Genomic DNA, 21,025 nt, shown 5'->3' with positions numbered 1-21,025 from the left:
TTGAAGAAGAGGTGAGGTCATGGTGGCGCAAATTCAAATTTTGATTGTGGACGACCATCCGGTGGTGCGGGAGGGCCTGGCCGGGATGCTAACCGGGCAGGCAGACATGGCGGTGGCCGGGATGGCCGCCGATGGCGCGGCGGCGGTGGCCCTGGATGCCCGCCTAAGCCCGGACGTGGTGCTGATGGATTTGCGGATGCCGGGTCTGGATGGGGTGGGGGCGATTCAGGCGATTAAACAGCAACGGCCGTCGGCCAACATCCTCGTCCTCACCACCTACGACAGCGACGCCGACATCGTGCGGGCGGTGGAAGCCGGCGCGACCGGCTATTTGCTCAAGGATACGCCGCGCGAAGAGTTGTTTCGCGCCGTGCGCGCTGCCAGCCGGGGGGAATCGGTGCTGGCGCCGGCTGTGGCCGCCCGCCTGATGACCCGGATGCGCGCCCCGGCCGAAGAAAACCTCAGCGCCCGCGAAATTGAGGTGCTGCAACTGGTGGCCGCCGGCAACAACAACCAGCAGGTCGGCAAGGCGCTGCATGTCAGCACGGCCACCATTAAGACCCATCTTATTCACATTTTTGAGAAGTTGGGCGTTGGCGACCGCATGTCGGCGGTGAGGGTGGCTTTGGAGCGCGGTATTATTCGTTTGTGATTTTCTTTGAGAGCCGGAAGATTGGCGCGGTCCTGCGCCCAACGACCAGACGACAACATTCTTGACAGTCAAAATCAGCAATCTACGGTTCAGGCTGAACGCCCAGCGCATCCAGGTGGCGTCGAATAACCGGCATGGAGAGCTTGCCGCCGCTGGTCAGCAGTTCGCCGTTAACCAGTACGAGCGGGAGTTGTGTATCTGGCGGCAGGGGTGGACAGTCGGGGTCGAAGAGGTCGTGGTAGGTGGTGGTAACGGCCGTGCCATATCGTGCCCTCAGTTTTCCCGCCAGCCAGCCGGCCATTTCGCGCCAGGTATCCTTGACGCCATCGGCGCAAGCCACCGGCGCGCCAATGATTTGGATGGTTGTGCTTTTAACCACAGCCGCACCCGCCGGAACCACAGCCGCAAGTTGTGCCGCTCATCATCGGCAGGGGCATACTGCTTCCCTTCGCCGCCGCCTGACCGATAAAAATACCGGCCGTCAACACCTGCTGCGTTTCAATTGAATGGCAAACCGGGCATTCCGGCTGTAATCCGGCGTCCTTCTGCTGGAACGATGCCCGCACAGTAAACGGATGTCCACATTGTGTACAGCGAAAATCGTACATCGGCATAATCGTTTTTCCGCTTCATCAACTTGTTGTTTTCATACTTGGTAGATGACTTGGCGCTAGAAATCAAACCCTAATTGTTGTATTACAGGTGGATAGAACACACCAATAATAACAAACGGATTAGGCGCTCTGATGTGATTTGCCAGTGTTGTCCCTACAAAAAGGTGAAGATCTTTGTTCGAGAATTCTTCTTCATACTTTTGGCGCACAAGATTATTGGCGGCAACTTCATCACCTTCTGTTTGGGCCAGACAGTTCCAATAGAGCGCTCCAATTTCCCAATCTTCTATCATCATCCGCCGGGGGTGGTTATCCCCTTCGGTAAGAAAGTGATAGTAATACTTGTAGGGTAGCTTTTGTACCACATTTAGTTCGCGGCCTTGAGATGATGGTGAGCCAAACAAGCTCATTTGTCTTAAGCTATCGCGTATTTGTGGCTTCCAATCACGCTCATCTGCCTCAACTTCAAATTTGACAATTTCCTTGGGCTTTACGGTTGCCAATGATTTCCAAACATTTGCTGTTTTAGCTAAAACGATTAGCTCGGTCATTGAGGTGAATACTTCACGACAGGCGTATCGTTTCCGTTCGCGCCAATCTTGTTTCTTACCGGTGGATACCTGCCTAACAGTTTTGATTTCTTCATCAATTCCTCGTTTAGGGCTGTAACTTTCTAACCTCAAATCCTGGCTTCGCCTAACCAAATCCAATTCAATCCAACTATATTTGCTGTATTGCTGTTCATAAGGTAAGGCGCGGAATTTTATGGGGTAGATGCGTACCCATTCGCCACTTTCCAAAAACCCGGCGTTACAGACTAACTCGTCGTATTTTGGGGAGGGGTTGGGATATGTTTTGACGGTGATGAGAACACGGGCTTGGGGAATTTCAACGGGGAGAGACATGAACCAAACTCCTAAATGTGAACAATAGGGCAATCAATCCCTGCTTCTAATTGTTGGGCAATTTTGTGACGATGGCACATGCAGGGATCCGCTTCAAAACAGGTTAAAGCAATGCGTTTATCAGATTGGAGCAGGTGTGTGATTTTTGCCAATGCCACTGTTTGTTGGGGCAGTATATCTTGATTATATTGCTCAAAAAGAACTGTATAGTCATCCTGGTCTACGAGGTTTTTCCTGAGATGAGAAGCGATTCCCAATTCTGGCAAATGTACATAACGAATACCTACCTTGCCGGTATATTGTTGTAGCTGTCTTTGGGAAAAACCATGCTTACGAGAGATTGGATTGCGGCGCACATCTATCAAAGTTTGAACATTATTAAATAGTAGGCGGTGTAAGTAATCATCAATGCTGCTGCCTTCGTAGCCAATAGTAAATAGTGTGGATATTGTTTCTTTATCCCAAGCAGAAGATATATAGTCTTTCTCCTGTTCCGTTAATAATTTATCTACAATATGGCTGCGGGCAGCATATTGTGGGTATGCCAAATATACTTGGTGTACAAGTGCGCTGCCGCGCAATTTATGCCGGATCATAAGCTGCTGTAAAGCAGCAACATCACTTTTCTTCAACTGTGTTAAATAGGAAGATGGAGCAGCCAGCACAAAAGAATCGCCTTTTTTTAACACCCCTTTGTTAGTCAGCTTTTGCTTGTCATCGTAAGAGGTGAAGCTAAAAGGACCGTATTTGTAGGGGAAAAAATCGTAGTAGTTTTGACCTGTTTCCTGGCAAAACAAAAAGAGTAATTTTTGTAAATCAGTATTAGGAAGGGAGCCACCACTTATTTCAATCAGAGCCACTAATAATTTCTGGCGATAAAACATGGTTGTCTATATCCTTGAAATTTTGGTTTATTATAGTCCATCAGCAAACAGAACGCATGTTTTGTATATCGAATTGGCCTTCCCAGATTGGCCCAATCTTGGACCAATCTGGGAAATTCTCTTAAGTCATCACTGGTTTCCCATACATCTGTTGGCCCAGTTCGGCCAGCATCGCCAGCCCTTGCACCTCCTGCGGCAGCAGGGGGATGGTCAGCACGGGCGTATCGAAGCGTTCCTGGATTTCCGCCAGGTAGCCAGCCTGCATGGCCCGGCGAGATTTTGTGAAGGGTGTGTCGGCCTGCTCTTCGGGAATGACGAAGTTAGCCACGGCCAGACCGGTGGGAATGTCCAGCGTCGCCAATTCCTGGCTGGCGCGGTAGGCCTCGATGATGGGCGTGGATTCCGGGTACATGACAAAGGCGAAGGTGCTGCGTTCCGGGCGGCGCATCATGTCAATCACATCGGCGAAACGTTGTTTGGCGATGTCATCAGCAACGGCCGTATCCACCGAGGCAAACGCCTTCACGTCTATCTGCTTGCTCCAGTCCATCGGCAGTTCCAACATGCGCAGGGTATGGCCGGTGGGCGCGGTGTCAAAAACGACACTCTGCCACGGTCCATCAGAGGCAAATTCGATGAAGCGGTCGAAGGCGGCGATCTCTTCGGTGCAGGGGGAGTCCAACTCTTCGGCCATGGCTTTGATCGCCCCTTCGGGACGGCCGCGCTGGCGGGCGTCGTCGAGGATGCGCTTTTTGTACACTTCACCCATCGCTTTGGGATCAATTTTCACCGCCCACAAATTGGGCAGCCCGACCAACGGCGCCGGTTCGTCGCCGACCGGTTCACCCAGGACGTTGCCCAAATGGGCAGCCGGGTCAGTGGTGAGCAGTAAGGTTTTGATGCCCTGATTTGCCAGCCAAACGGCCGTTGCGCAGGAAGCAACTGTCTTGCCCACACCCCCCTTACCGGCGAAGAAGATGGTGCGGCGATGGCCGTTCGGCAGGATGCGCGGCATCAATTCGGCTGGATGGGACAGTATGAAAGGGGCGGGAACGGCCGTGTGGCCGTTGGCGGCCGTGTGGCCGTTGCTGCTGAAGGGGTTGGTTTCCTCTCCGTGCAGCAGAGCGGCAACGGTGCGCAAGCGCTCAATCCCCTTAATCTCGCCATCCATCAGGAACATGCGCCGCGCCGGGTAGGGCAGGTCGCGCTCTATCTGGGTCAGGTAGCCCGCCTGCATCTCGGCGCGGGCGGCAAAGAGGGCGTTGTCGGTGGCTTCCGGCGGGATGATGCCGTTGATGATTAGCTCGTGGGTGTGGATTTCCAGTTTGCCCAGTTCGCCGATGGCGCGCCGCGTTTCGTGGATGGCGATGGCTTCCGGGTGCAGCACAAAGGTGAAGCGCGTCTGCGCCGGGTCGCGCAAAATCGCCAAAGCGCGTTCGTATTTGAATTTGGCGCTCTGGATGGCGGCGGCTGGCCCGATGCAAGTCTGTCCGCTGCCTTGTTCGGCGGCGCTGATGGTGTTGGCCCATTCGGCCGGCAGTTCCAGCAGGCGAATGGTGTGGCCGGTGGGCGCGGTATCGAAGACGATCACGTCAAACTCTACCGGCTGATCGGCTTCGTTGTCCAGCACCAGGAAGTCGGTGAAGCGGTCGAAGGCGGCTACTTCGGCGGTGCAGGGGCCACTCATTTGCTCGTTAATGACTTCGACCATCGGTGCGGGAAAGATGTCGCGCAGAGGGGCCAGCGCGCGCTCTTTGTACTCTTCGGTGGCTGTGTCGGGATCAATTTCCATGGCCCACAGGTTGGCGATGCCGGTCAGCGGCGTCATGTGATGGCCGATGGGTTGTTCAAACACGTCGGCTAAATTGGCCGCCGGGTCGGTGGTGATAATCAGGGTGCGTTGGCCGGCGTCGGCGTGGCGCACGGCCGTGGCGCAGGCCATGCTGGTTTTGCCCACGCCGCCTTTGCCGGAGAAGAAGATAAATTGGGTGTTCATAGGGTTTCCTTTGGGAATTTATTACAAAGGCACAAAGGGACAAAGAAGCGCTTTGTCTTGTTGTGTCTCTGTGTAGTTTTATTGGGTGACAGAGCCGTTGAGGGCGGCGCGGAGTTCTTTCAGGGTGGGAAGCGCCAACTTTGATGACCTGACCGTGAACGGCCGTTATCGGCAGCGCGGCCATCTGTTGTTCACGCACCAGGCGCATCACGTCGCTGTTTTGCATGAACTTTTGCGGGTGGCTGGTCATCTGGTAGCGTTCGACAGTCGTGCCTTCGGCTTGCAGGGTCATAATCATTTCGCTGACGTTTAGCAGCGTTTGGTCCAGCGATGGCCCGCACAGACCGGTGGGGCAGCACATGGGGGGATCAAATAGTTCGATAACGGCCGTTTTGTTGGTGTTATTTTTTTCGCCAACGGCCGTTGTGGGGACAGAATTAAAAATAGAAATGGAATCGGTCATGATGGTGTTGTCCTTGCAAAATATAGTCTACTTCAAATATTTTTGAACTAATTGGGCAAAAAAAATCAGCCGATGGCAATTTCACTCATGGACACAACCGAACCTTGCGGTCCGCAAGTCGGGCGGCGCGGTTTGATGCGCGCCATGGCAAAAAACGCGCCAAAATCCTGGTTGAGTGCGGTTAGCGCCGCTTCATTGAGCGAAAAATAGACCCAACGGCCGTCAACCGCATCTCGCTCCATTTCCACCAGTCCAATATCTCGTAGGATGCTCATGTGGTGCGAGATTAAGTTGGGCGCCATGTCCAGCGCTTCGCCCAATTCGCAGTTGCAATGCACCCCTTCCATCAGCAAATGGATCATTTGCAGGCGTTTGGGGTTCGCCAGCGCTTTCAATTGTTCGGTCAGGCGCTCCAGGGCAATAGGTGGTGGATTTACATCAATCATTTTTCTTTTGCACAATAGTTCAAATTTAATTGAAGTATATCCGCGAATGAATAAACGGTCAAGGGCTGTTGAACGGGTAATGGGTACTGCAAGCGCCGTGATGATGGCAGGGGCCAGAATCAGGCAGCGGTTTTGCAGCTTGCAGCACATTTTTGCACTGGACCTACTACCAGTCACTCGCCAGGCTCAGACATCAATTGTTTCGCGGTAGCCCCAGCCTACTGACCAGTTCAGATGGAGGCGTTGACAGCGCACGGCGACCAGCGCACAACCCGCAGCTTGTGGCAGACGGGGCAGGCGGAGCATTTGCGGCGCCTGCCCCAATGGGAGAACTTCACCTTCGCCTTCCATTTGCCAGTGGGGGGTGGTGACGACAACGGCCGTTTCCGCTTCCAGGTTAAACAACACATCGGAGGCTGCCGGAACCAGCAGGTACAAAGTCAGGCCATCTGCCTCGCAGGGGAAAAAACCAGCCTGAATGCCGCCGGGGCCGTTTGTGGATAAAGTCGCCGACGATTCGGCCGTTAACGCTTCACTGACGTGGTGTCGTAGTGGTTCTAACATGCTCCCAGTGTAGAACTTGCGCCGGCGTTTGTCGCCTAACCAAAGTTATGATTGGCTATGTATGTCCGGCAGATTCAGTTCGCGGGCGCGCAGCAGTGCCTGGGTGCGGTTCTTCACGTCCAATTTGCTAAGAATGTGGTTAACGTGGCCTTTCACCGTGCCCACGCTGATGAACAGCGCCTCGGCGATCTGCTGGTTGGACTGTCCCAGGGCGATCTGGGCCAGGATTTCCTGCTCCCGTTCTGTCAGGGGGTCGAGTAAGAGCGAAGGGGTTGCGCCGGCCGCCGGGCTGGCGGGCAAAGCGTTCAGCAGTTGGGAGACGTAATCTGGGAATAGATGGCGCACCTGGTCGAGCAAGGGGATCAAAACCGGGCCATTTTCCACAAACACGCGGATGTAGCCTTCCGGCTGTGCCAGCGCCAGGGCGCGGATAAGCGCTTTTTGGGCGGCGGCATCTTGTTTTTGGCCGGACCAGGCCAGGGCTTGCACCACATTGGCCTCGGCCACCAGACGGATACGGCCGGCAGCCTCGAATTGAGGCAAGATTTCGTGTAGCAAATTTAATGCCAATGCCATTTCGCCCTGCGCCAGGCGGATGCGCGCCAGCAGCAGGTCGGCTGTTTGTGCCGATAGGGGGGTAAGCGGGCAAACGCCTTCATCCCGCTGGCCGGTGTACCCATCGGCCCAGGCGCTGGCGGCGGTCAGATTGCCCCAGGCCAGTTCGTGGCGGGCCTGGTGCATAACAACCTGCGCTGACATAGACGCCGATTGAAATTGAACGGCCGTTGCCTGCGCCAACCCCAGCGCTTCCCGCGCGCCCGCTTCGTCCTCTTGCGCATCAGCCGCCGCTGCCAGCCTTAGGTAGCCATCCACCAATGACAGCAGCATGTGGCCGGACTGCCCCAGCTCAATCTCCTGCCGGGCATACGCTTCTGCCTTTTCCAGGTCATTCCATTCCCAATACAGATCACTGAGATAGCCATAAACCTCGCCCGTCATGATTAACGGTTCGTAACCAGCAGATTGGGCGTGCTGCCGGATGGATTCATACGTTTGCCACGCCTGCTTCATTCGTCCCTGCATAATTTGAATGCTGGCCGTGCGGTAGAGCGGCAGTTGACCCATGAAAACATTGCCCAGTTTCTCAAAATGCTGCCGGGTCTGGCCGTAAGCGGCTAAAGCGGCATCCAACTGCCCCTGATGGCGGTAGGCGTTGCCCAATGCCTGGTAAGCCGCCGCCAGACTGAGATGATCTTCAGGAGCAATCAGCGTGATGGCCTCAGTCGCCCAGAGAATGGCATTGTTGAGTCGGCCGTACAGAGAGGCGTAAATCGCTCTCACCGCCAGAATCTCGCCTTGAAATGGTTCATCCAGTTCAGGCGACTGCGCGCTGATGGCGGCGACGATCTGCTGCAGCTCGGCTTCATTGCTTTCATACACGCGGCACCAGGCCGCCGCCAGGCGTGAGCGCGGCGTCTGGTAAGCGTCTGGCAAAGCGGCCAGCCATTTTTGCAAGGAGACCAACAAAGCCTGTCCTAAAAAGGTTTTGTAGGATTGGGTCAGGAATTGGGCCATCAGGTCATAATCTTGGGCCGCTTGGGCGCTGCGCATGGCCTCGGGCATCATCTGCTGCGCGGCATACCACAGGGCGGCGCGCCGCTGGCAGTCGCGCTGGGCGGCTTCATCCAGGTTGGCGCGCAGCATCTCGGCAAAAAGCGGGTGATACCGATACCACTGCCCGGCGTTATCCAGAGGAGTGATGAAGAGGTTGTCGGCGGTTAGCTGGCGCAGCCGCTGCGCGGCGTTGGTCTGGCCGGTCACGGCCGTGCACAGGGGCGCGGAAAATTGGGGCAGAACGGCCGTTTGCTGCAAAAATTGGCGTACTTCATCCGGTTGGTGGGTCAACACCTCTTCCATGAGATAGGCAAATACGTGCTGTCTGACCCCGGCAAAGGATTGCACCAACTGCGCCGCTTCTACAGCGCCCCGCTGGCGCAGCGAGAGCGCCGCCAACTGCAAGCCGGCGGGCCAGCCTTCGGTTTGCTGCGCCAACAGCTCCAGAGTGTCGTCGGAAATATCGAGGGCCATGACCTGGTTCAGAAACGCGGCCATTTCCGGCGGCGTCATACGCAGATCGGCGGCGCGCAGTTCTACCAGCCGTCCGGCTACCCGCAGGCGGGCCAGGGACAGCGGCGGGTCGGCGCGGGTGAGCAGCACCAGGTGGAGCTGTGGCGGTTGGTGCTGGAGCAGGTAGTTGAGGCTCTGAAATATGGCGGCGCTGTGAATCCAGTGGAAATCGTCCACAACGAGGGTGAGGATTGTGTCGGCCGGGATATGGCTGACGATGTCGTTGAGGAGATAGGTAACGGCCGTTTCCAGCGAAACTCGCGCCAGCGTGCCCAGGGCCGCCAGCGCCCGTAGGCCAAGACGCTCGTCAACCACTTGCAAAGCGGCGATGAGATAGCGCCAAAAGAGAACGGGATCGTTATCTTGTTCGTCCAGCGTCAACCAGGCCGCCGGCCGGTTTTGCTGGCGCAGCCAATCTGTCACCAGCGTCGTTTTGCCAAAGCCCGCCGGGGCCGAAACCAGGGTGAGGAATCCATTGGATTGCAGGTGCAGTTGGCTGCTGAGGCGGGGGCGAGACAGCAGGGTGGGCGTAGCGCCAGGACTGCGCAGCTTGGTATGCAGCAGGGGACTCTCCATCAGCATTGTGGCGTCTGGTGAGGGAGGCGGGGCGGATACTGTGTCTGGCTGCTCTCGCATCATCATTTCATCCTGGAATAAACCCTACTTTTCCAGGATACATGATACATGAAGCCGCTTGCAAAAGAGAAGTGATAAATGTCACGCAGAGACAGTGATTATCCCTGCTGTCGCCGCGACAACCCGCCGCCGCAGCGGATGACGACTATCGTCAGTATCATCCACAGCACGGCCGCAAAAAGCGCTTTCCAGAGCAGACCTTCTTCGACCGGGGTGGTTGGCCCCACAACGCCCAATGTGCCGCTGTAAAAGGCGTGCATAATTTGCATGAGCGGCAGGCTGTCACTGTTTTGATAGACCCAAACCATCAAGATGCGATAAGCAGTTAAGGGCATAAGCCAGTAGATAATGAAGGTCGGCAGCCACTATCTTAGGTTATGATTTGGGTGAACGTAACCAAAGTTAGAGGACATAGGGGGTAACGGCCGTTATCCTTTTCATTGTGCGGTAAAGAATGAGCATTTCGCTGATAAAAGGAGAAAATGAAAATGGAAAAGCAAACGAAATCGGAAACCATGATGAGAGGCAACATGCCAGTCGGCGTGCTGCTGGTCCTCCTGGGAATTGCCTTTTTGGTCGGTCAACTCTTCGACATTCACCTGGGCATCTATCTGTGGCCCTTCACCATCATTATCCCTGGTGTGTTCCTGTTTTTGGGCGCATTGTCCCTGGAAGGAGAAACGGCAAAGGCGCTGGCCATTGTCAGCGGCATCGTCAGCATGGTGGGCGTCATCCTGTTTGCCCAAAGCCTCACCGATTGGTGGGCCAGTTGGTCTTATGCCTGGGCATTGGTCGTGCCAACAGGACCTGGTCTGGGATTGTGGCTGCTGGGAACGATCAAAGATCGCGCCGAGCTGGTGCAAACGGGGAAGGATTTGATCCGCGTTGGGCTGATCATCTTTGTCGTAGCGGCCGTTTTCTTTGAACTATTCATCGGCGTCGGTGGGCACAGCCTGGGCAGTTACGGCCTGCCGCTGCTGCTGATTGTGTTGGGTATTTTCTTGCTGCTGCGCAATCTGCGTGGTGGCTGGCGCAAAGCGTAAGGGGGAAAGATGTCGCAACTGTCACGCCGTGAACCACGGCACACTTCTCTGTTTGGGCCAATTGCCCTCATCTCCATTGGCTTGTTCTTTCTGGTAAACCGTCTGAATCCGGTAACAGACTTATATTGGCTGGACGTCCTGCGTTTGTGGCCGCTGCTGCTCATCTTTCTGGGGGTGAATGTGCTGGCTTTGCAGGCGCCACGGCCGTATGCTTCCCTGTTTAGCGCTGGCATCGGGTTGGCGGCGGTGTTGTTGTTCGGTTTTGTGCTGCTCAATGGCCTGAGCGGAACGCCCTTCAGCAGCCGGGTGGAAATGGGTGATTGGCAGACAAAGCCGATTGAGTTTAGGGCGAACGGGGTGGAAACGGCCGTTTACGACCTGATCATCGGCCCGCCCGGTGCCGATCTGTCCGCGCTGGCCGACAGCAGCGATCTGATTGCCGGGACTATCACTTACCAGGATGATTACCTGTTTGATACGCGCGTTACCGGCAGCCGGGCATCCGTCAGGCTGGCGCCACAGAACCAGAGCGAGGAATGGGTGTTCCTGCCCGAATACTGGCAGCAGTATGGCGAGAGCAACCGCTGGCAGTTAGGGCTAAACGGCAGCGTCCCGGCAGCGCTCAAGCTGGAAGCGGTCGCTGGCCGTTCGCTGTTCGACCTGCGCGATTTGCAGCTCGAGTCGTTGACGCTGGCGGCCAACGCTGGTGACGTGGAACTGCTGCTGCCCGGCGGCGATTACCACGCGGACCTGGCCACCAACGCGGCCACGATGGAGATCACGCTGCCGGAAAACGGCCGTCATACCATCACCCTGGACGTGAATGCCGGGTCTGTTACCTTGCGCTTGCCACCAGGCATGGCGCTGCGTGTTGAATTGGATCGTGCCCTGGGCAGCTTCAACGCCAACAACGCCGGGCTGCGCCAGATGGATGGTCAGGAAAACGTCTGGCAAACGGCCGGATATGAAAACGCGCCAGACCGCGTGGACCTGACGATTCACATTTCCCTGGGGTCCGTGACGCTCAACTAATCAGCAGAAAGCACCACCCTATGCCTCTATCTTAGGTTATGGTTTGGTGAACGTCACCAAAGATAGAGTACAGCGATGGTTGGTTACCAATATGCTTTGGGCACTAGCTTGCATCAGGAGAAACTATAATGAACGACAAACAAGAAAGTACACTCAGTATCATTGCAGCGCTTTTTGTGCTGTTTACGGCCATAATTGCGCCGCCCATTTCGGCGATGCTGGCCGTTCTGTTACTGGTGGCCTTTGCCATCTATAAATTCTGGCGCAGCCGCCAGACCACGAAATAAACACGAGGTGTTTTGCCTATGACAACGCCTGCTGTTCCTTTAGCTGATCATGCGACCCCGGCGGCAGTGTCTTCACAACGGCCGTCTGCCTGGCTGATCGCCCTGCGCAGTTTTGCCAGCGGCGTGACGGCTGGGGCCATTGTCGTCTCCGCCCTGATGGGGCTGGAAGTTTCTCTCGGCGTACCCCGCGTCATTGGCGCGGCGGTGATGGGGTTCCTCGGCTTTGCCATCCTCTTTGCCGGAGAAGGGCTGGCGATTCTCTTGTGGAAGGTACTTGGCCTTTTATGCCGCCTGACCCACTTTGCCTGGGGCGCGCAGGCGCTGCAAACAATCCCGCCCGTGTCGGTCGGCCGGATTTTTGGCGCATTCATCTACATTGCCGGAGATCTGCTCTGGCCGGACAGCTTTTTCCAGTCCATTATTTTGCCGGTGGTCGGTGAAATAGCCATCGTCCTGACTGGCTTCACGGTGATGCTGCTGGCCCTGGCGCGGATGAACGGCCGTTCCCGCCCGGCCCAAATCGCCCTCATCACCATCCCCATCTTTCTCTTCCTGGCCTTTACTGTCTGGGTACTCTATCCTGGGTTTGATGAGTACGTGACGGCGCTGCCGGAAACGGCCGTTACTCCCACCCTTGCCCTGGACAATCCCGGTCAGCCCGGCCCCTACACCGTGCAAACCCTCAGCTACGGCAGCGGCGCGGACGGCCGTCGTCCCGAATATGGCGCGGACGCCAGCCTCATCACCCCAACCGTAGACGGGTCGCGTATCTTCAGCAGCTATAGCAGCCTGGTCAGCGCCTATTTCCGCTGGTATTGGGGCTTCGATTTCAGCCAACTGCCGCTCAACGGCCTGGTCTGGTATCCCGAAGGCGCGGGACCATTCCCGCTTGTTCTTATCGTGCATGGCAACCACGCCATGAGTGAATACTCTGAACCCGGCTACGCCTACCTGGGCGAGCATCTCGCCAGCCAGGGATACATCGCTGTCTCGATAGACGAAAATTTTCTCAATGGCCTGCTGTTCTTTGACGGCAAGTTTGAGGAAATGCCGCTGCGCGCCTGGCTGCTGCTGCAACATGTAACACAGTGGCAAAGTTGGTACGAGACGCCGGGCAATCCGTTCAATGGCAAAATAGATATGGACCACATCGCCCTCATCGGCCATTCGCGGGGCGGCGAGGCGGTGGCCTGGGCGGAGTATTTGAACTGGCAAACGATGGAACCAGTAACGGCCGTCTCGCAACCGCAGGAGTTCGGTTTTGGCATTCGCGGTATCGTTAGCATCGCCCCGTCGGACGCATATGCCGGGCCGGGCGGCCGCAAACCGACTCTGGATCACGCCAACTACCTGCTGCTGGCGGGTGGGCATGACAGCGACACGTTTATGCTCTACGGGCAGCAGCAGTACAACCGGGCGCGTTTCTACGAAAACCCAACCGGCTTTAAGGCGCTGGCCTACGTTTACCAGGCCAATCACGGCCAGTTCAACAGTGTATGGGGCAATAAGGATCGCGGATTGTACAACTCGCTGCTGCTCAACCGCGCCCCGCTGCTCACCGGTGCGGCGCAAGAACAGGCGGCTAAAGTGATGATTACCAGCTTCTTGAATGCGGCCCTGCGCGATGAAGCTGACTATCGCGCTGTTTTTGGCAATCCGGCGGCCGCCGCCAACTGGCTGCCGCCAGGCATTGTGGCGACGCAGCTGCAAGAGGCGTCATTCATCCCGGTGGACACCAACAGCGGCAGCGCGGGGTTGGCCGCCACCGAACTGACCGGGGCCGAAGCTGCGGCTGAGGACATGACCTACGCCAAAGTAGAAACGCTCAAACTGCGCGACGACCAGACCGACCAGGGCAATAAAGCGCTGCATCTGGCCTGGGACGCCGGTGCGCAGCCCGGTTATACACTCACTCTGCCGGAGGAGAAGGTGGCCGGCTGGGGCCTGTCGCCGGCGCACAACCTGACGTTTGCCCTGGCCAGTGTCCCCGGTGAGCCGGCGGTGGGCGAAGTGTGGGTGGAATTGGCAACGGCCGTTAGCCAGCCCACCCGCTTGCCCCTGAGCAACTTTGCCCCCATGATGCCCACCCTGCCCGCTCACCTGGTCAAAGCGGCGTGGTTATATGGGTTGAACGGTTTCCCCGGCGACATCACGCCAGAGGAAGTGGTGTTGCAAACCTACACGCTGCCGCTGGCTGCTTTTCAGTTAGCCAACCCATCTTTCCAGCCAGATCAACTGCGTGGGATTCGTTTGCTGTTTGACGGCCGTGAAGCCGGGGCTGTCTACCTGGATGAAATCGGCTTTAATCCCGGCCAAACGGCCGTGCCCATAACGTCCCCCATCTCTGAATGACTGTCACCATGAAAATGGGTGTGTTTCAAATGAGTTGAGCAGGTAGGGGCGAGACAGGCGGGATGTATCTTTGCCAATCCGCCTACACAAAGCGTAACTGAAATGAACCACACCCCTCAATAATCTATAATCGAAGATATTTTTCCTGGAAAGAATCCGGCTCAACGCCGCAAAAACAATAACAGTGCGGTGTTAAACGCCTCGGCCTGCTCCTCAAATGGCTGATGCCCGCTCTGGGGAATGACCACTAGTTCGCTGTTGGGCAGCAGCCGCGCCAAGTTTTCGCCCTGCGCCAGCGGCGTGGTGGCGTCCTGCTCGCCCCACAGCAGCAGCGTATCGGTCGTGATCTGGCGCAAATCCTCTTCGCGCATTTGTTCCCCGGCGCTGTCGCGGGTCAGCGCCAGCAGCGCCACGTCCCAACCCGGCGTCTGGAAAGCGCGCCAGTAGGCATCATAATCCGCCTCCTCTAAAAAGGAAGGGTTCACGTAAAAGCTGCCTAACGACGCCTCTAGATTCTGCCGCGTGAAGTAGGCTTGCAGCCCGATCCGCGCCCACTGCCACACCGGCGGCAGTTCCACCAACCGGCCGACAAAAGCTGGCGGCCCGCCGGCCGTCGTCAGGGCGTCCACCAGGACCAACTGCGTCACCCGCTCCGGCTGACGCCGCGCCAGTTCGACGGCCGTCTTGGCTCCGGCGCTGTGCCCGACAACGGCCGTTTCTCCCACCCCCAACGCATCCAACAAGGCCAGCGCCAGGTCAACCTGGTTGTTCAGGGCGTAATCAAAGTCGGCTGCTTTGTCCGACAGGCCAAACCCAGGGCGGTCATAGGCGATAACCCGATACCCGGCCGCCGCCAGGTCGGCCATGTTGTAGCGCCAGGAGGCGGTGGAACCATACAAACCATGAATGAAGAGGACCGTCGGCGCGTCCGGCTCACCCAGCGTTTCATAATAGACAGTGACCCCTTGTAGGGTGATGAATGCGCCGTCTGGCCCGGCCAGTTGGCGCGGATCTACGCCATCCTCGTTAAGGGGGATGGCAAAGGGGATGATGACGAAGCCTGTTAACAGAAGCAGAACAACCAACAGAGCAATGTTGCGTCGGCGCATCGGATCGGAACTCCTTATTCGTGAGGGATATAGCTATTCAGAAAGTCCTGGGTAAAGGTATATGGGTGAAAATCAACGGTCACTTTTTGTGTCATGGTTTCTTTCCTCTTCGCCCGTGCATTCTACACCAATTTTAGACAAGGAGATATTTAACAACAAGAACACCCGTACAAACCACAGACCATCCTTTTGGGTTATTTTAGCCCTCGTTGGGGTTTTAGCCCTAACCACCGCTTCCCCCAGTTTTGCTGAAGATGGCACAGAAACCGGTACAACGACGATCACAGGCGCTCCGCTGGTTTTAGTTGCGACACAAGCCCTTTCCTTCAGCGGGATTTTGAATGGAACGGATCAAATCCTAGCAGCCTGTCGGAGAACTCAGGATAGGTACACGGATTGAACGGATTCGACGGATTTTTACGGATAAATCACCAGAAAATCGGTGTAAATCGGTTAAATCCGTGTCATCCGTGTTTCCATTTCTACTTTTCCGACAACCTGCAAGTACGCTTAGGATCTGGCAGGAATTTTCCTGCCAGCTCTTTATCATGTTACCTGCTATTGAAACATCTAAAAGGTTGTTAAAGCGTATGAAAAATTTACTTCACCTTTTTAATTTTGGAATCATTCTTTTTTAAGCGGCCGGTGCGTAACGGCCGTTTTTGCCGATGAAGGGGCAAACTTTTCCTTAAAGATTGTCAGCTCTCAGGCAGCGCCACAAAACAAATCCTACTATATCCTCCAGGGTCAATCCGGCGCCACGCTCGAAAACAGCATATGGGTGATTAATTCCGGAACAGCAGCCGGAACGTTTCGCCTGTACGCCGTGGATATGACAACAGGGCAAACAGGAGGATCCGTTTTTCTTATGTATGATGATCCGCGATAAGTGACCGGTTCTTGGATCACTCTGGCGGCCAACGATTTAACGCTGGCTGCCGGTGAAAGCCGGGAGGTTCGCTTCAGCGTCACGATCCCGACCGATGCACGCCCCGACCAGCACTTGGGCGGCATTGTGGCCGAGGCCGTGGCCCTAAAAGAGGTGGCAGACGTTAGCGACGACGCTGAGACGACCAGTTTCCAGGTCAAGGTGCAAAGCCGGAACGCGATGGCAGTCCAGGTCAATTTACCGGGCGCGGTCGTCGAGCAAATAGACGTGACGGGAATTACCGCCGACACACAAGCCAACGCCTCCGCGCCATTCGCGGCAAGATACAGCGCATACCCTTGCCGTAGAAGCAGCATTTCCGTCGCCTGCCTGGCTGCCGGATCATCGTCTACAATCAAAACTACTGGCTTCTCATTCATAATAACAGCGTTTGGGAACGAGATTTGTCCAATCTTCCGTATGTTATTTTATTTTTGTGGCTTTATCTCTATGGGCTGAGATACAGCTAGAGATCCACTGCAAAAATTGAACCTTGTGGTTGATTGGGTTTCACATAGATAGCGCCGTTGTGCGCTTCCACGGCCATTTTGCAATAAGCTAATCCCAGCCCTATTTGTGGCCCTCTTTTCCCGCGCATTTCAATGATTTCGAATTCATCAAAAATAAAGTTTTGATACTCGAGTGGCACACCGGGACCCCCATCAATCACTTCCAGCCGGGCACGCAGGGGTGACTGATCTTCTGCCAAACGGGTCAGCCGAATCTTTACCTGACTTTCGGCCGGCGAAAATTTGAGGGCATTGGTGAGCAAGTTATCTAACACTCTTAGAATGAGATTTTTATCCAGCATAAGCACGCAGGCTTGATCTGGGAGTTCTAAAGATAATTCGATGTTAACTGCCTCCGCCTGAAACATATAATCAGGATTGGCGTTTAAAATCATCTGCTTCAAATCAACTTCTTTTAATTGAATGATAAATTTCCCCTGGTGCATTTTAGCGGCCATTAAAATATCGTTTGCCAGGGATTCCAGCCGCCTCAACTGCGAGGCAATGATTTTTATATTTTTTCGGTCGGGTTCAGATAGTTTGGTGTTTTGTTCTACAAGATACCCACGCATGAGAGCCACGTTAATGGGTTGACGCATGTCGTGGACGATCATATTAGCAAGTCTTTCCCGCTGGGATAATATTTCTTGCAATTCGTCGTGTTGTTGTTTTATGCGCAGCATAGAACGTACTCTGGCCCGCAGCTCAACTGTGTTAACAGGTTTAACCAGGTATTCTTCCGCACCAGCTTCCAACCCTCGGACGATGTAGTCGTGGGTGTTCAAGGCAGTGATTAAGATGATGGGTATGTGTCGCCACTTATCTTGGGCTTTTAGCAGTTTACATACGGTGAAACCATCCATATCGGGCATCATAACGTCCAACAGGATCACATCGGGCATGGGGCCAGTCTGGTAAGACAACAACGCTTTGCCGTTTGAAAAGAGCAAGAATTCATAGCCCTCTTTTAACAAGGAATCTGCGAAAGATTCACGGACTTCTTCATGATCATCTACGATGGCAATAACAGATTTGCGCAAAATTAACTTCCTTAAGTGACCGTTTAACCTGTAAGCGGTTTTTCTTCTTCGATAGTATTGACAAATTTTAGGGGCAGGGACACAGTAAAACGGCTGCCCTGGCCTATTTCGCTGACAACCGACAGGGTACCATCATGCAGTTGGGTGAGTCGGTAGGCGAGTGGCAGACCAAGCCCGGCGCCGCCATATTCTCGGGATAAACGGCCGTCCACCTGTTTAAAAGGTAAAAATATCAGATCGATAAGGTCTGAATCTATGCCAATGCCCGTATCCCACACTGCAAAATGGATGACTGACTGGTCCATATTGACGGTTACATCCAGGCCAACTTTGCCGCCTTCTGGCGTAAACTTCAGCGCGTTGTCCAATAAAATTAACAGGATTTGCTCCAGGCGTGTCTCATCGGCGGCCAGTATGATGGGTTGTACCAATGCTTCAAATTCGATTTCGATTTGTTTTTTCTGGGCTGAACGACGCGCCGCGATGATGAGTTGGGCGCAGAGAAGTTGAATATCTACCTGGGTAATGGATAAATCAACCTGATTTGTATCAAGGTGAGATATTTCCAGTAAATTGTTTATCAACTGAAGCAAACGATCGCCATTTTCTCGAATGACTACGGCCGCTCTTAGCTGTTTGGGGTTAAGGGGCCCATATACGCCATCTTGCAACACATCAGCTTTGCCCAGGATGATGTGGAGCGGGGTGCGCAGTTCGTGACTCATGGCAGCGAGAAATTCATCTTTAATGCGGTTGGATTCTGCCAACCGATCCACGAGTTCCTTGAGATCGGCGGTGCGCTGTTCCACCAGGGCTTCAAGCTGCCAGGCGTGGTCTGTTTGCTGGTGTTTTAAGTAAGATTGCTGCATACGTAGGGCGATAAAGTGGGCCACTTCTAAAAAGATGGTGTGCTGAGAGGGTAAAAATGCGTCCGGCTCATTTGAGCCAATATTGATGTAGCCTAACAAGGTTTGAGGATTATAAAGGGGAGCCACCATGAGGCTGCGTATGCCATCGGTTCGTTGTATCTGCTGAAAAGGGGAAAGATCTAGGCGTTTGGCGAGATCTGGGATGTAGATGACTTCATGCCAGGAAGGGGAGCGGGGGTAGTCTACAAAAGAAAGGGGCAGTCTGTTTTCATGGACTAATGGGGAATGTTGTTTGGTTGTTGAGGCAATGATGTGCAGTTCTTCAGTCAGCCAATCGTATTCGATGATATCGCCATTCGTATAGGGGATTAAGGATTTTAGCAGGCATAAAACAGACTGTAATGTTTCGGTTAGCGAATTGGCGGCTAAGAGGAGTTGTTTGATGTCGTTTAATAATTGCAGTTTATGGTTTAAACTTTCTCGCTCTAATTGTATTTGTTTTTGTTCGGTGATGTCTCTGGCGGCGCCCAAGATCTGCTTTTTGGGGTTGTCGGGGGTAAGTTGGCAGCACATCCGAACTTGCAGCCAACGAGTCTCGTCTGTTTTGGTTTGGATGGCGAATTCAAGATTGCTTATCTCGCCTGGATTTAATTGTTCCAGGGCGTCTTTGATAAATGTCTCGCTTTCTGTAGGGATGATGCTGGTGGTATCTGGCAGGTTGAATGGGGTATAGCCGGTTACGTTGGCGAAGCCTTCGGACAACCATTCGATGACATAACGGCCGTTTTCCTCCAGGTTTAGTATAAAAGTAAAATCCGCGCTTAATTCCACTAAGGCACAATACTTTTCGACAGGAATAACAGCAGCTTTGGTTTTAGGAAGCAGATTGTGTCCTTTTTTGTTGCCTATTCGCCTGTTCAAAACAGCCACCCCATCCTGCGCATCAGTCAACATAGGGCTGTTCCCCTGTTAATGCGACAGCCTCCAGGCGTTGACATGCGTTCAATTCACAGAATAATGGAATTTTCAACTCTACTGATAGCCCTGGTTGATCGGTCCGATTATAAATACGACACTGCCCATTTGCCTGCCAAATCAATGAGGCAACCGTAGACAGCCCCAAACCCATGCCGGGAACTTCGCCGGTAAATATTTTTTCTATCTGATAATACGGCATCCATATCTTATCCAATTCTTCCAGTGGCAAATAACGGCCGTTATCACTCACCGTCAGCAGCACATACGCATCCTCATAGGTCAGAATCACCTCCACCACAGGCTCGTTTTTCGGATGGAATTTTTGCGAATTCTCCAAAAGTTCGAACAAAACTATCTCCAGCAAATCTTCAGAAATGGTCATGGGTTGGGCGGGAACAAACTCTGGCTGCAAGACGTAAATCGTGTTCATGCCCATATTGAGGGCGACACGCTCAATTAATTCAGGCAGTTGTCCTGGATAGAATCGTTCGCTGCCATGTGTCAAAATAGGTATGTGCGTATAACTGAGCACATCCTCAATTTGATCTGTCAGCCGCTTGACGCTTTGCTGCGCAATTTCAATGAGTTCATCAACTTCGTTGGCGTTAAGTTTATCCTGCCAATTGTTCAGGATTTCCAGACTGCTTCTTAAGCCAATGAGCGGCGTGCGTAGTTTGTGGTTAACCATTTGGCTGAAGCTGCGCATATCACGAATATCGCTGATTTGCTGCGTGACATCTTCCAGGTTGATCAACCAATTGATTTCGTTATCCGCTTCGTAGCTAAAAATCTGTACCTTGAGCCACTGGCCTTTTAGCCATTTTGTTTCCGACCGCACCAGATAACGAAGCGTCTCGGCGGGCGCCTCTTCCGGCCAGTTTCGCCAGGCATATTCAGGTTCCATGCGGAATGATTCTTGAACGACGGCGAAAAAATCATGCTGCGCCTCAGCAAGGGTATCTTCCTCCATCGCTTTGTTCAGAAACCGCTGCGCCTGGGGATTGGCAAATATGATCCGGTTTTGCTGATTCACAATTAGATGACCGGTGGAGGCATGGTTAATGACATACTCAAACTTGGTGCGCTCGGCCACCAAACGGCGATAACGATTTAAGCGGGTAATGGTTTTAACCCGCAGCCGTAATTCATGGGTGTTGATGGGTTTGGTTAAAAAATCATCTGCGCCAGCTTCTATCCCCCGCAAGCGGGAAGCCGAATCACTGAGCGCGGTAATCATGATCACGGGGATGGCCGCCGTTACCGGGTTGGCCCGAAGCTGGCGGCATACTTGATAACCGTCTACATCGGGCATCATCACATCTAGCAAGATCAGGTCTGGGGTATGGGAAACGGCCGTTTCCATCGCCGCCACCCCATCTTGCGCAAATAGCAGGGCGTAACCTTGCGGCGCCAACAAATCCTCCAGCACTTCCAAGGCGGCTGGCGTATCATCTACAATCAAAATTTTACTGGTTGTTAGCATCTGTTTCTCTACAGTTAATTTAGATGGTGAACGATTTTACAAATCGTTCTCTGGGCGATTTATGAAATCGCCCTACGACCATGGGAAAGGACCTTTTTTGACAGCGAT

At 54.2% G+C, this 21,025-nt stretch carries 20 protein-coding genes; 7 read left to right on the top strand and 13 right to left on the bottom strand.

Going from position 1 to position 21,025, the window contains the following annotated elements; genetic code table 11:
* Positions 1-19: 19 nt before the first annotated feature.
* Positions 20-652: a response regulator transcription factor gene (locus IPM39_24835; GenBank protein ID MBK8989251.1), complete on the top strand. Its 633-nt coding sequence runs from the start codon at positions 20-22 to the stop codon at positions 650-652.
* A gap of 82 nt (positions 653-734) precedes the next feature.
* Here the strand turns inward: IPM39_24835 and IPM39_24830 are convergent, their stop codons facing one another.
* The 9 genes from IPM39_24830 to IPM39_24790 all read right to left on the bottom strand — a co-directional run bounded on the left by IPM39_24830 (position 735) and on the right by IPM39_24790 (position 9,622).
* Positions 735-1,031 (bottom strand): hypothetical protein, encoded by a 297-nt coding sequence (locus IPM39_24830; GenBank protein ID MBK8989250.1) that lies wholly within the window; start codon positions 1,029-1,031, stop codon positions 735-737.
* A complete protein-coding gene (locus tag IPM39_24825; GenBank protein MBK8989249.1) occupies positions 1,024-1,266 on the bottom strand; it encodes a zinc ribbon domain-containing protein in 243 nt (80 codons plus the stop codon). Before IPM39_24825 ends, IPM39_24830 begins: the two co-directional genes overlap by 8 nt.
* A 56-nt stretch (positions 1,267-1,322) precedes the next feature.
* Positions 1,323-2,153 (bottom strand): hypothetical protein, encoded by an 831-nt coding sequence (locus tag IPM39_24820; GenBank protein MBK8989248.1) that lies wholly within the window; start codon positions 2,151-2,153, stop codon positions 1,323-1,325.
* Positions 2,154-2,182: 29 nt separating this feature from the next.
* Complete coding sequence (locus tag IPM39_24815; protein ID MBK8989247.1) at positions 2,183-3,055, bottom strand: DUF488 domain-containing protein; 873 nt, start codon at positions 3,053-3,055, stop codon at positions 2,183-2,185.
* A 121-nt stretch (positions 3,056-3,176) separates the two neighbouring features.
* On the bottom strand, positions 3,177-5,051 hold the full coding sequence (locus tag IPM39_24810; GenBank protein MBK8989246.1) for a TRC40/GET3/ArsA family transport-energizing ATPase: 1,875 nt from the start codon (positions 5,049-5,051) through the stop codon (positions 3,177-3,179).
* Positions 5,052-5,579: 528 nt separating this feature from the next.
* Positions 5,580-5,960 carry a winged helix-turn-helix transcriptional regulator gene (locus tag IPM39_24805; protein ID MBK8989245.1) on the bottom strand — a complete coding sequence of 127 codons (381 nt, stop codon included), beginning with the start codon at positions 5,958-5,960 and terminating at the stop codon, positions 5,580-5,582.
* Between the two features lie 186 nt (positions 5,961-6,146).
* Positions 6,147-6,524, bottom strand: coding sequence for a hypothetical protein (locus tag IPM39_24800; GenBank protein ID MBK8989244.1), 378 nt, complete (start codon positions 6,522-6,524; stop codon positions 6,147-6,149).
* 45 nt (positions 6,525-6,569) lie between these two features.
* A complete protein-coding gene (locus IPM39_24795) occupies positions 6,570-9,293 on the bottom strand; it encodes a hypothetical protein (protein ID MBK8989243.1) in 2,724 nt (907 codons plus the stop codon).
* Between the two features lie 92 nt (positions 9,294-9,385).
* The gene (locus IPM39_24790) at positions 9,386-9,622 is read right to left on the bottom strand and encodes a hypothetical protein (GenBank protein MBK8989242.1); all 237 of its coding nucleotides are present in this window, start codon (positions 9,620-9,622) and stop codon (positions 9,386-9,388) included.
* A gap of 153 nt (positions 9,623-9,775) precedes the next feature.
* On the opposite strand from IPM39_24790, the gene IPM39_24785 reads away from it, so the two are divergent.
* From IPM39_24785 to IPM39_24770, 4 genes are all read left to right on the top strand, one after another.
* Positions 9,776-10,330: a hypothetical protein gene (locus IPM39_24785; GenBank protein MBK8989241.1), complete on the top strand. Its 555-nt coding sequence runs from the start codon at positions 9,776-9,778 to the stop codon at positions 10,328-10,330.
* Positions 10,331-10,339: 9 nt separating this feature from the next.
* Positions 10,340-11,362 (top strand): hypothetical protein, encoded by a 1,023-nt coding sequence (locus IPM39_24780; GenBank protein ID MBK8989240.1) that lies wholly within the window; start codon positions 10,340-10,342, stop codon positions 11,360-11,362.
* 128 nt (positions 11,363-11,490) lie between these two features.
* On the top strand, positions 11,491-11,649 hold the full coding sequence (locus IPM39_24775) for a hypothetical protein (GenBank protein MBK8989239.1): 159 nt from the start codon (positions 11,491-11,493) through the stop codon (positions 11,647-11,649).
* 18 nt (positions 11,650-11,667) lie between these two features.
* The gene (locus IPM39_24770) at positions 11,668-14,001 is read left to right on the top strand and encodes a hypothetical protein (protein MBK8989238.1); all 2,334 of its coding nucleotides are present in this window, start codon (positions 11,668-11,670) and stop codon (positions 13,999-14,001) included.
* 161 nt (positions 14,002-14,162) lie between these two features.
* Here IPM39_24770 and IPM39_24765 read toward each other — a convergent pair whose 3' ends face one another.
* The gene (locus tag IPM39_24765; protein ID MBK8989237.1) at positions 14,163-15,110 is read right to left on the bottom strand and encodes an alpha/beta hydrolase; all 948 of its coding nucleotides are present in this window, start codon (positions 15,108-15,110) and stop codon (positions 14,163-14,165) included.
* Positions 15,111-15,171: 61 nt separating this feature from the next.
* On the opposite strand from IPM39_24765, the gene IPM39_24760 reads away from it, so the two are divergent.
* Positions 15,172-15,510 carry a hypothetical protein gene (locus IPM39_24760; protein ID MBK8989236.1) on the top strand — a complete coding sequence of 113 codons (339 nt, stop codon included), beginning with the start codon at positions 15,172-15,174 and terminating at the stop codon, positions 15,508-15,510.
* A 489-nt stretch (positions 15,511-15,999) separates the two neighbouring features.
* A complete protein-coding gene (locus tag IPM39_24755; protein MBK8989235.1) occupies positions 16,000-16,497 on the top strand; it encodes a hypothetical protein in 498 nt (165 codons plus the stop codon).
* Positions 16,498-16,504: 7 nt separating this feature from the next.
* Here the strand turns inward: IPM39_24755 and IPM39_24750 are convergent, their stop codons facing one another.
* From IPM39_24750 to IPM39_24740, 3 genes are read right to left on the bottom strand one after another with little or no spacing between them, the layout of a single operon-like run.
* Positions 16,505-17,587, bottom strand: coding sequence for a response regulator (locus IPM39_24750; GenBank protein MBK8989234.1), 1,083 nt, complete (start codon positions 17,585-17,587; stop codon positions 16,505-16,507).
* Positions 17,588-17,610: 23 nt separating this feature from the next.
* Positions 17,611-19,410, bottom strand: a complete 1,800-nt coding sequence (locus tag IPM39_24745) for a PAS domain S-box protein (GenBank protein MBK8989233.1) — start codon at positions 19,408-19,410, stop codon at positions 17,611-17,613.
* Positions 19,400-20,917 carry a response regulator gene (locus IPM39_24740; GenBank protein MBK8989232.1) on the bottom strand — a complete coding sequence of 506 codons (1,518 nt, stop codon included), beginning with the start codon at positions 20,915-20,917 and terminating at the stop codon, positions 19,400-19,402. Before IPM39_24740 ends, IPM39_24745 begins: the two co-directional genes overlap by 11 nt.
* Positions 20,918-21,025 lie beyond the last annotated feature (108 nt).

It is taken from the genome of Candidatus Leptovillus gracilis (genome assembly GCA_016716065.1).
Taxonomy (GTDB): domain Bacteria; phylum Chloroflexota; class Anaerolineae; order Promineifilales; family Promineifilaceae; genus Leptovillus; species Leptovillus gracilis.
This window is presented reverse-complemented; position numbering and strand designations above follow the sequence as displayed.

Coding starts and splice junctions, on each gene's coding strand:
- IPM39_24835 (MBK8989251.1), top strand. CDS start 20: ATGGTGGCGCAAATTCAAATTTTGATTGTGGACGACCATCCGGTGGTG.
- IPM39_24825 (MBK8989249.1), bottom strand. CDS start 1,266: ATGCCGATGTACGATTTTCGCTGTACACAATGTGGACATCCGTTTACT.
- IPM39_24815 (MBK8989247.1), bottom strand. CDS start 3,055: ATGTTTTATCGCCAGAAATTATTAGTGGCTCTGATTGAAATAAGTGGT.
- IPM39_24810 (MBK8989246.1), bottom strand. CDS start 5,051: ATGAACACCCAATTTATCTTCTTCTCCGGCAAAGGCGGCGTGGGCAAA.
- IPM39_24805 (MBK8989245.1), bottom strand. CDS start 5,960: ATGATTGATGTAAATCCACCACCTATTGCCCTGGAGCGCCTGACCGAA.
- IPM39_24800 (MBK8989244.1), bottom strand. CDS start 6,524: ATGTTAGAACCACTACGACACCACGTCAGTGAAGCGTTAACGGCCGAA.
- IPM39_24795 (MBK8989243.1), bottom strand. CDS start 9,293: ATGATGATGCGAGAGCAGCCAGACACAGTATCCGCCCCGCCTCCCTCA.
- IPM39_24790 (MBK8989242.1), bottom strand. CDS start 9,622: ATGCCCTTAACTGCTTATCGCATCTTGATGGTTTGGGTCTATCAAAAC.
- IPM39_24785 (MBK8989241.1), top strand. CDS start 9,776: ATGGAAAAGCAAACGAAATCGGAAACCATGATGAGAGGCAACATGCCA.
- IPM39_24780 (MBK8989240.1), top strand. CDS start 10,340: ATGTCGCAACTGTCACGCCGTGAACCACGGCACACTTCTCTGTTTGGG.
- IPM39_24775 (MBK8989239.1), top strand. CDS start 11,491: ATGAACGACAAACAAGAAAGTACACTCAGTATCATTGCAGCGCTTTTT.
- IPM39_24770 (MBK8989238.1), top strand. CDS start 11,668: ATGACAACGCCTGCTGTTCCTTTAGCTGATCATGCGACCCCGGCGGCA.
- IPM39_24765 (MBK8989237.1), bottom strand. CDS start 15,110: ATGCGCCGACGCAACATTGCTCTGTTGGTTGTTCTGCTTCTGTTAACA.
- IPM39_24760 (MBK8989236.1), top strand. CDS start 15,172: ATGGGTGAAAATCAACGGTCACTTTTTGTGTCATGGTTTCTTTCCTCT.
- IPM39_24745 (MBK8989233.1), bottom strand. CDS start 19,410: ATGTTGACTGATGCGCAGGATGGGGTGGCTGTTTTGAACAGGCGAATA.
- IPM39_24740 (MBK8989232.1), bottom strand. CDS start 20,917: ATGCTAACAACCAGTAAAATTTTGATTGTAGATGATACGCCAGCCGCC.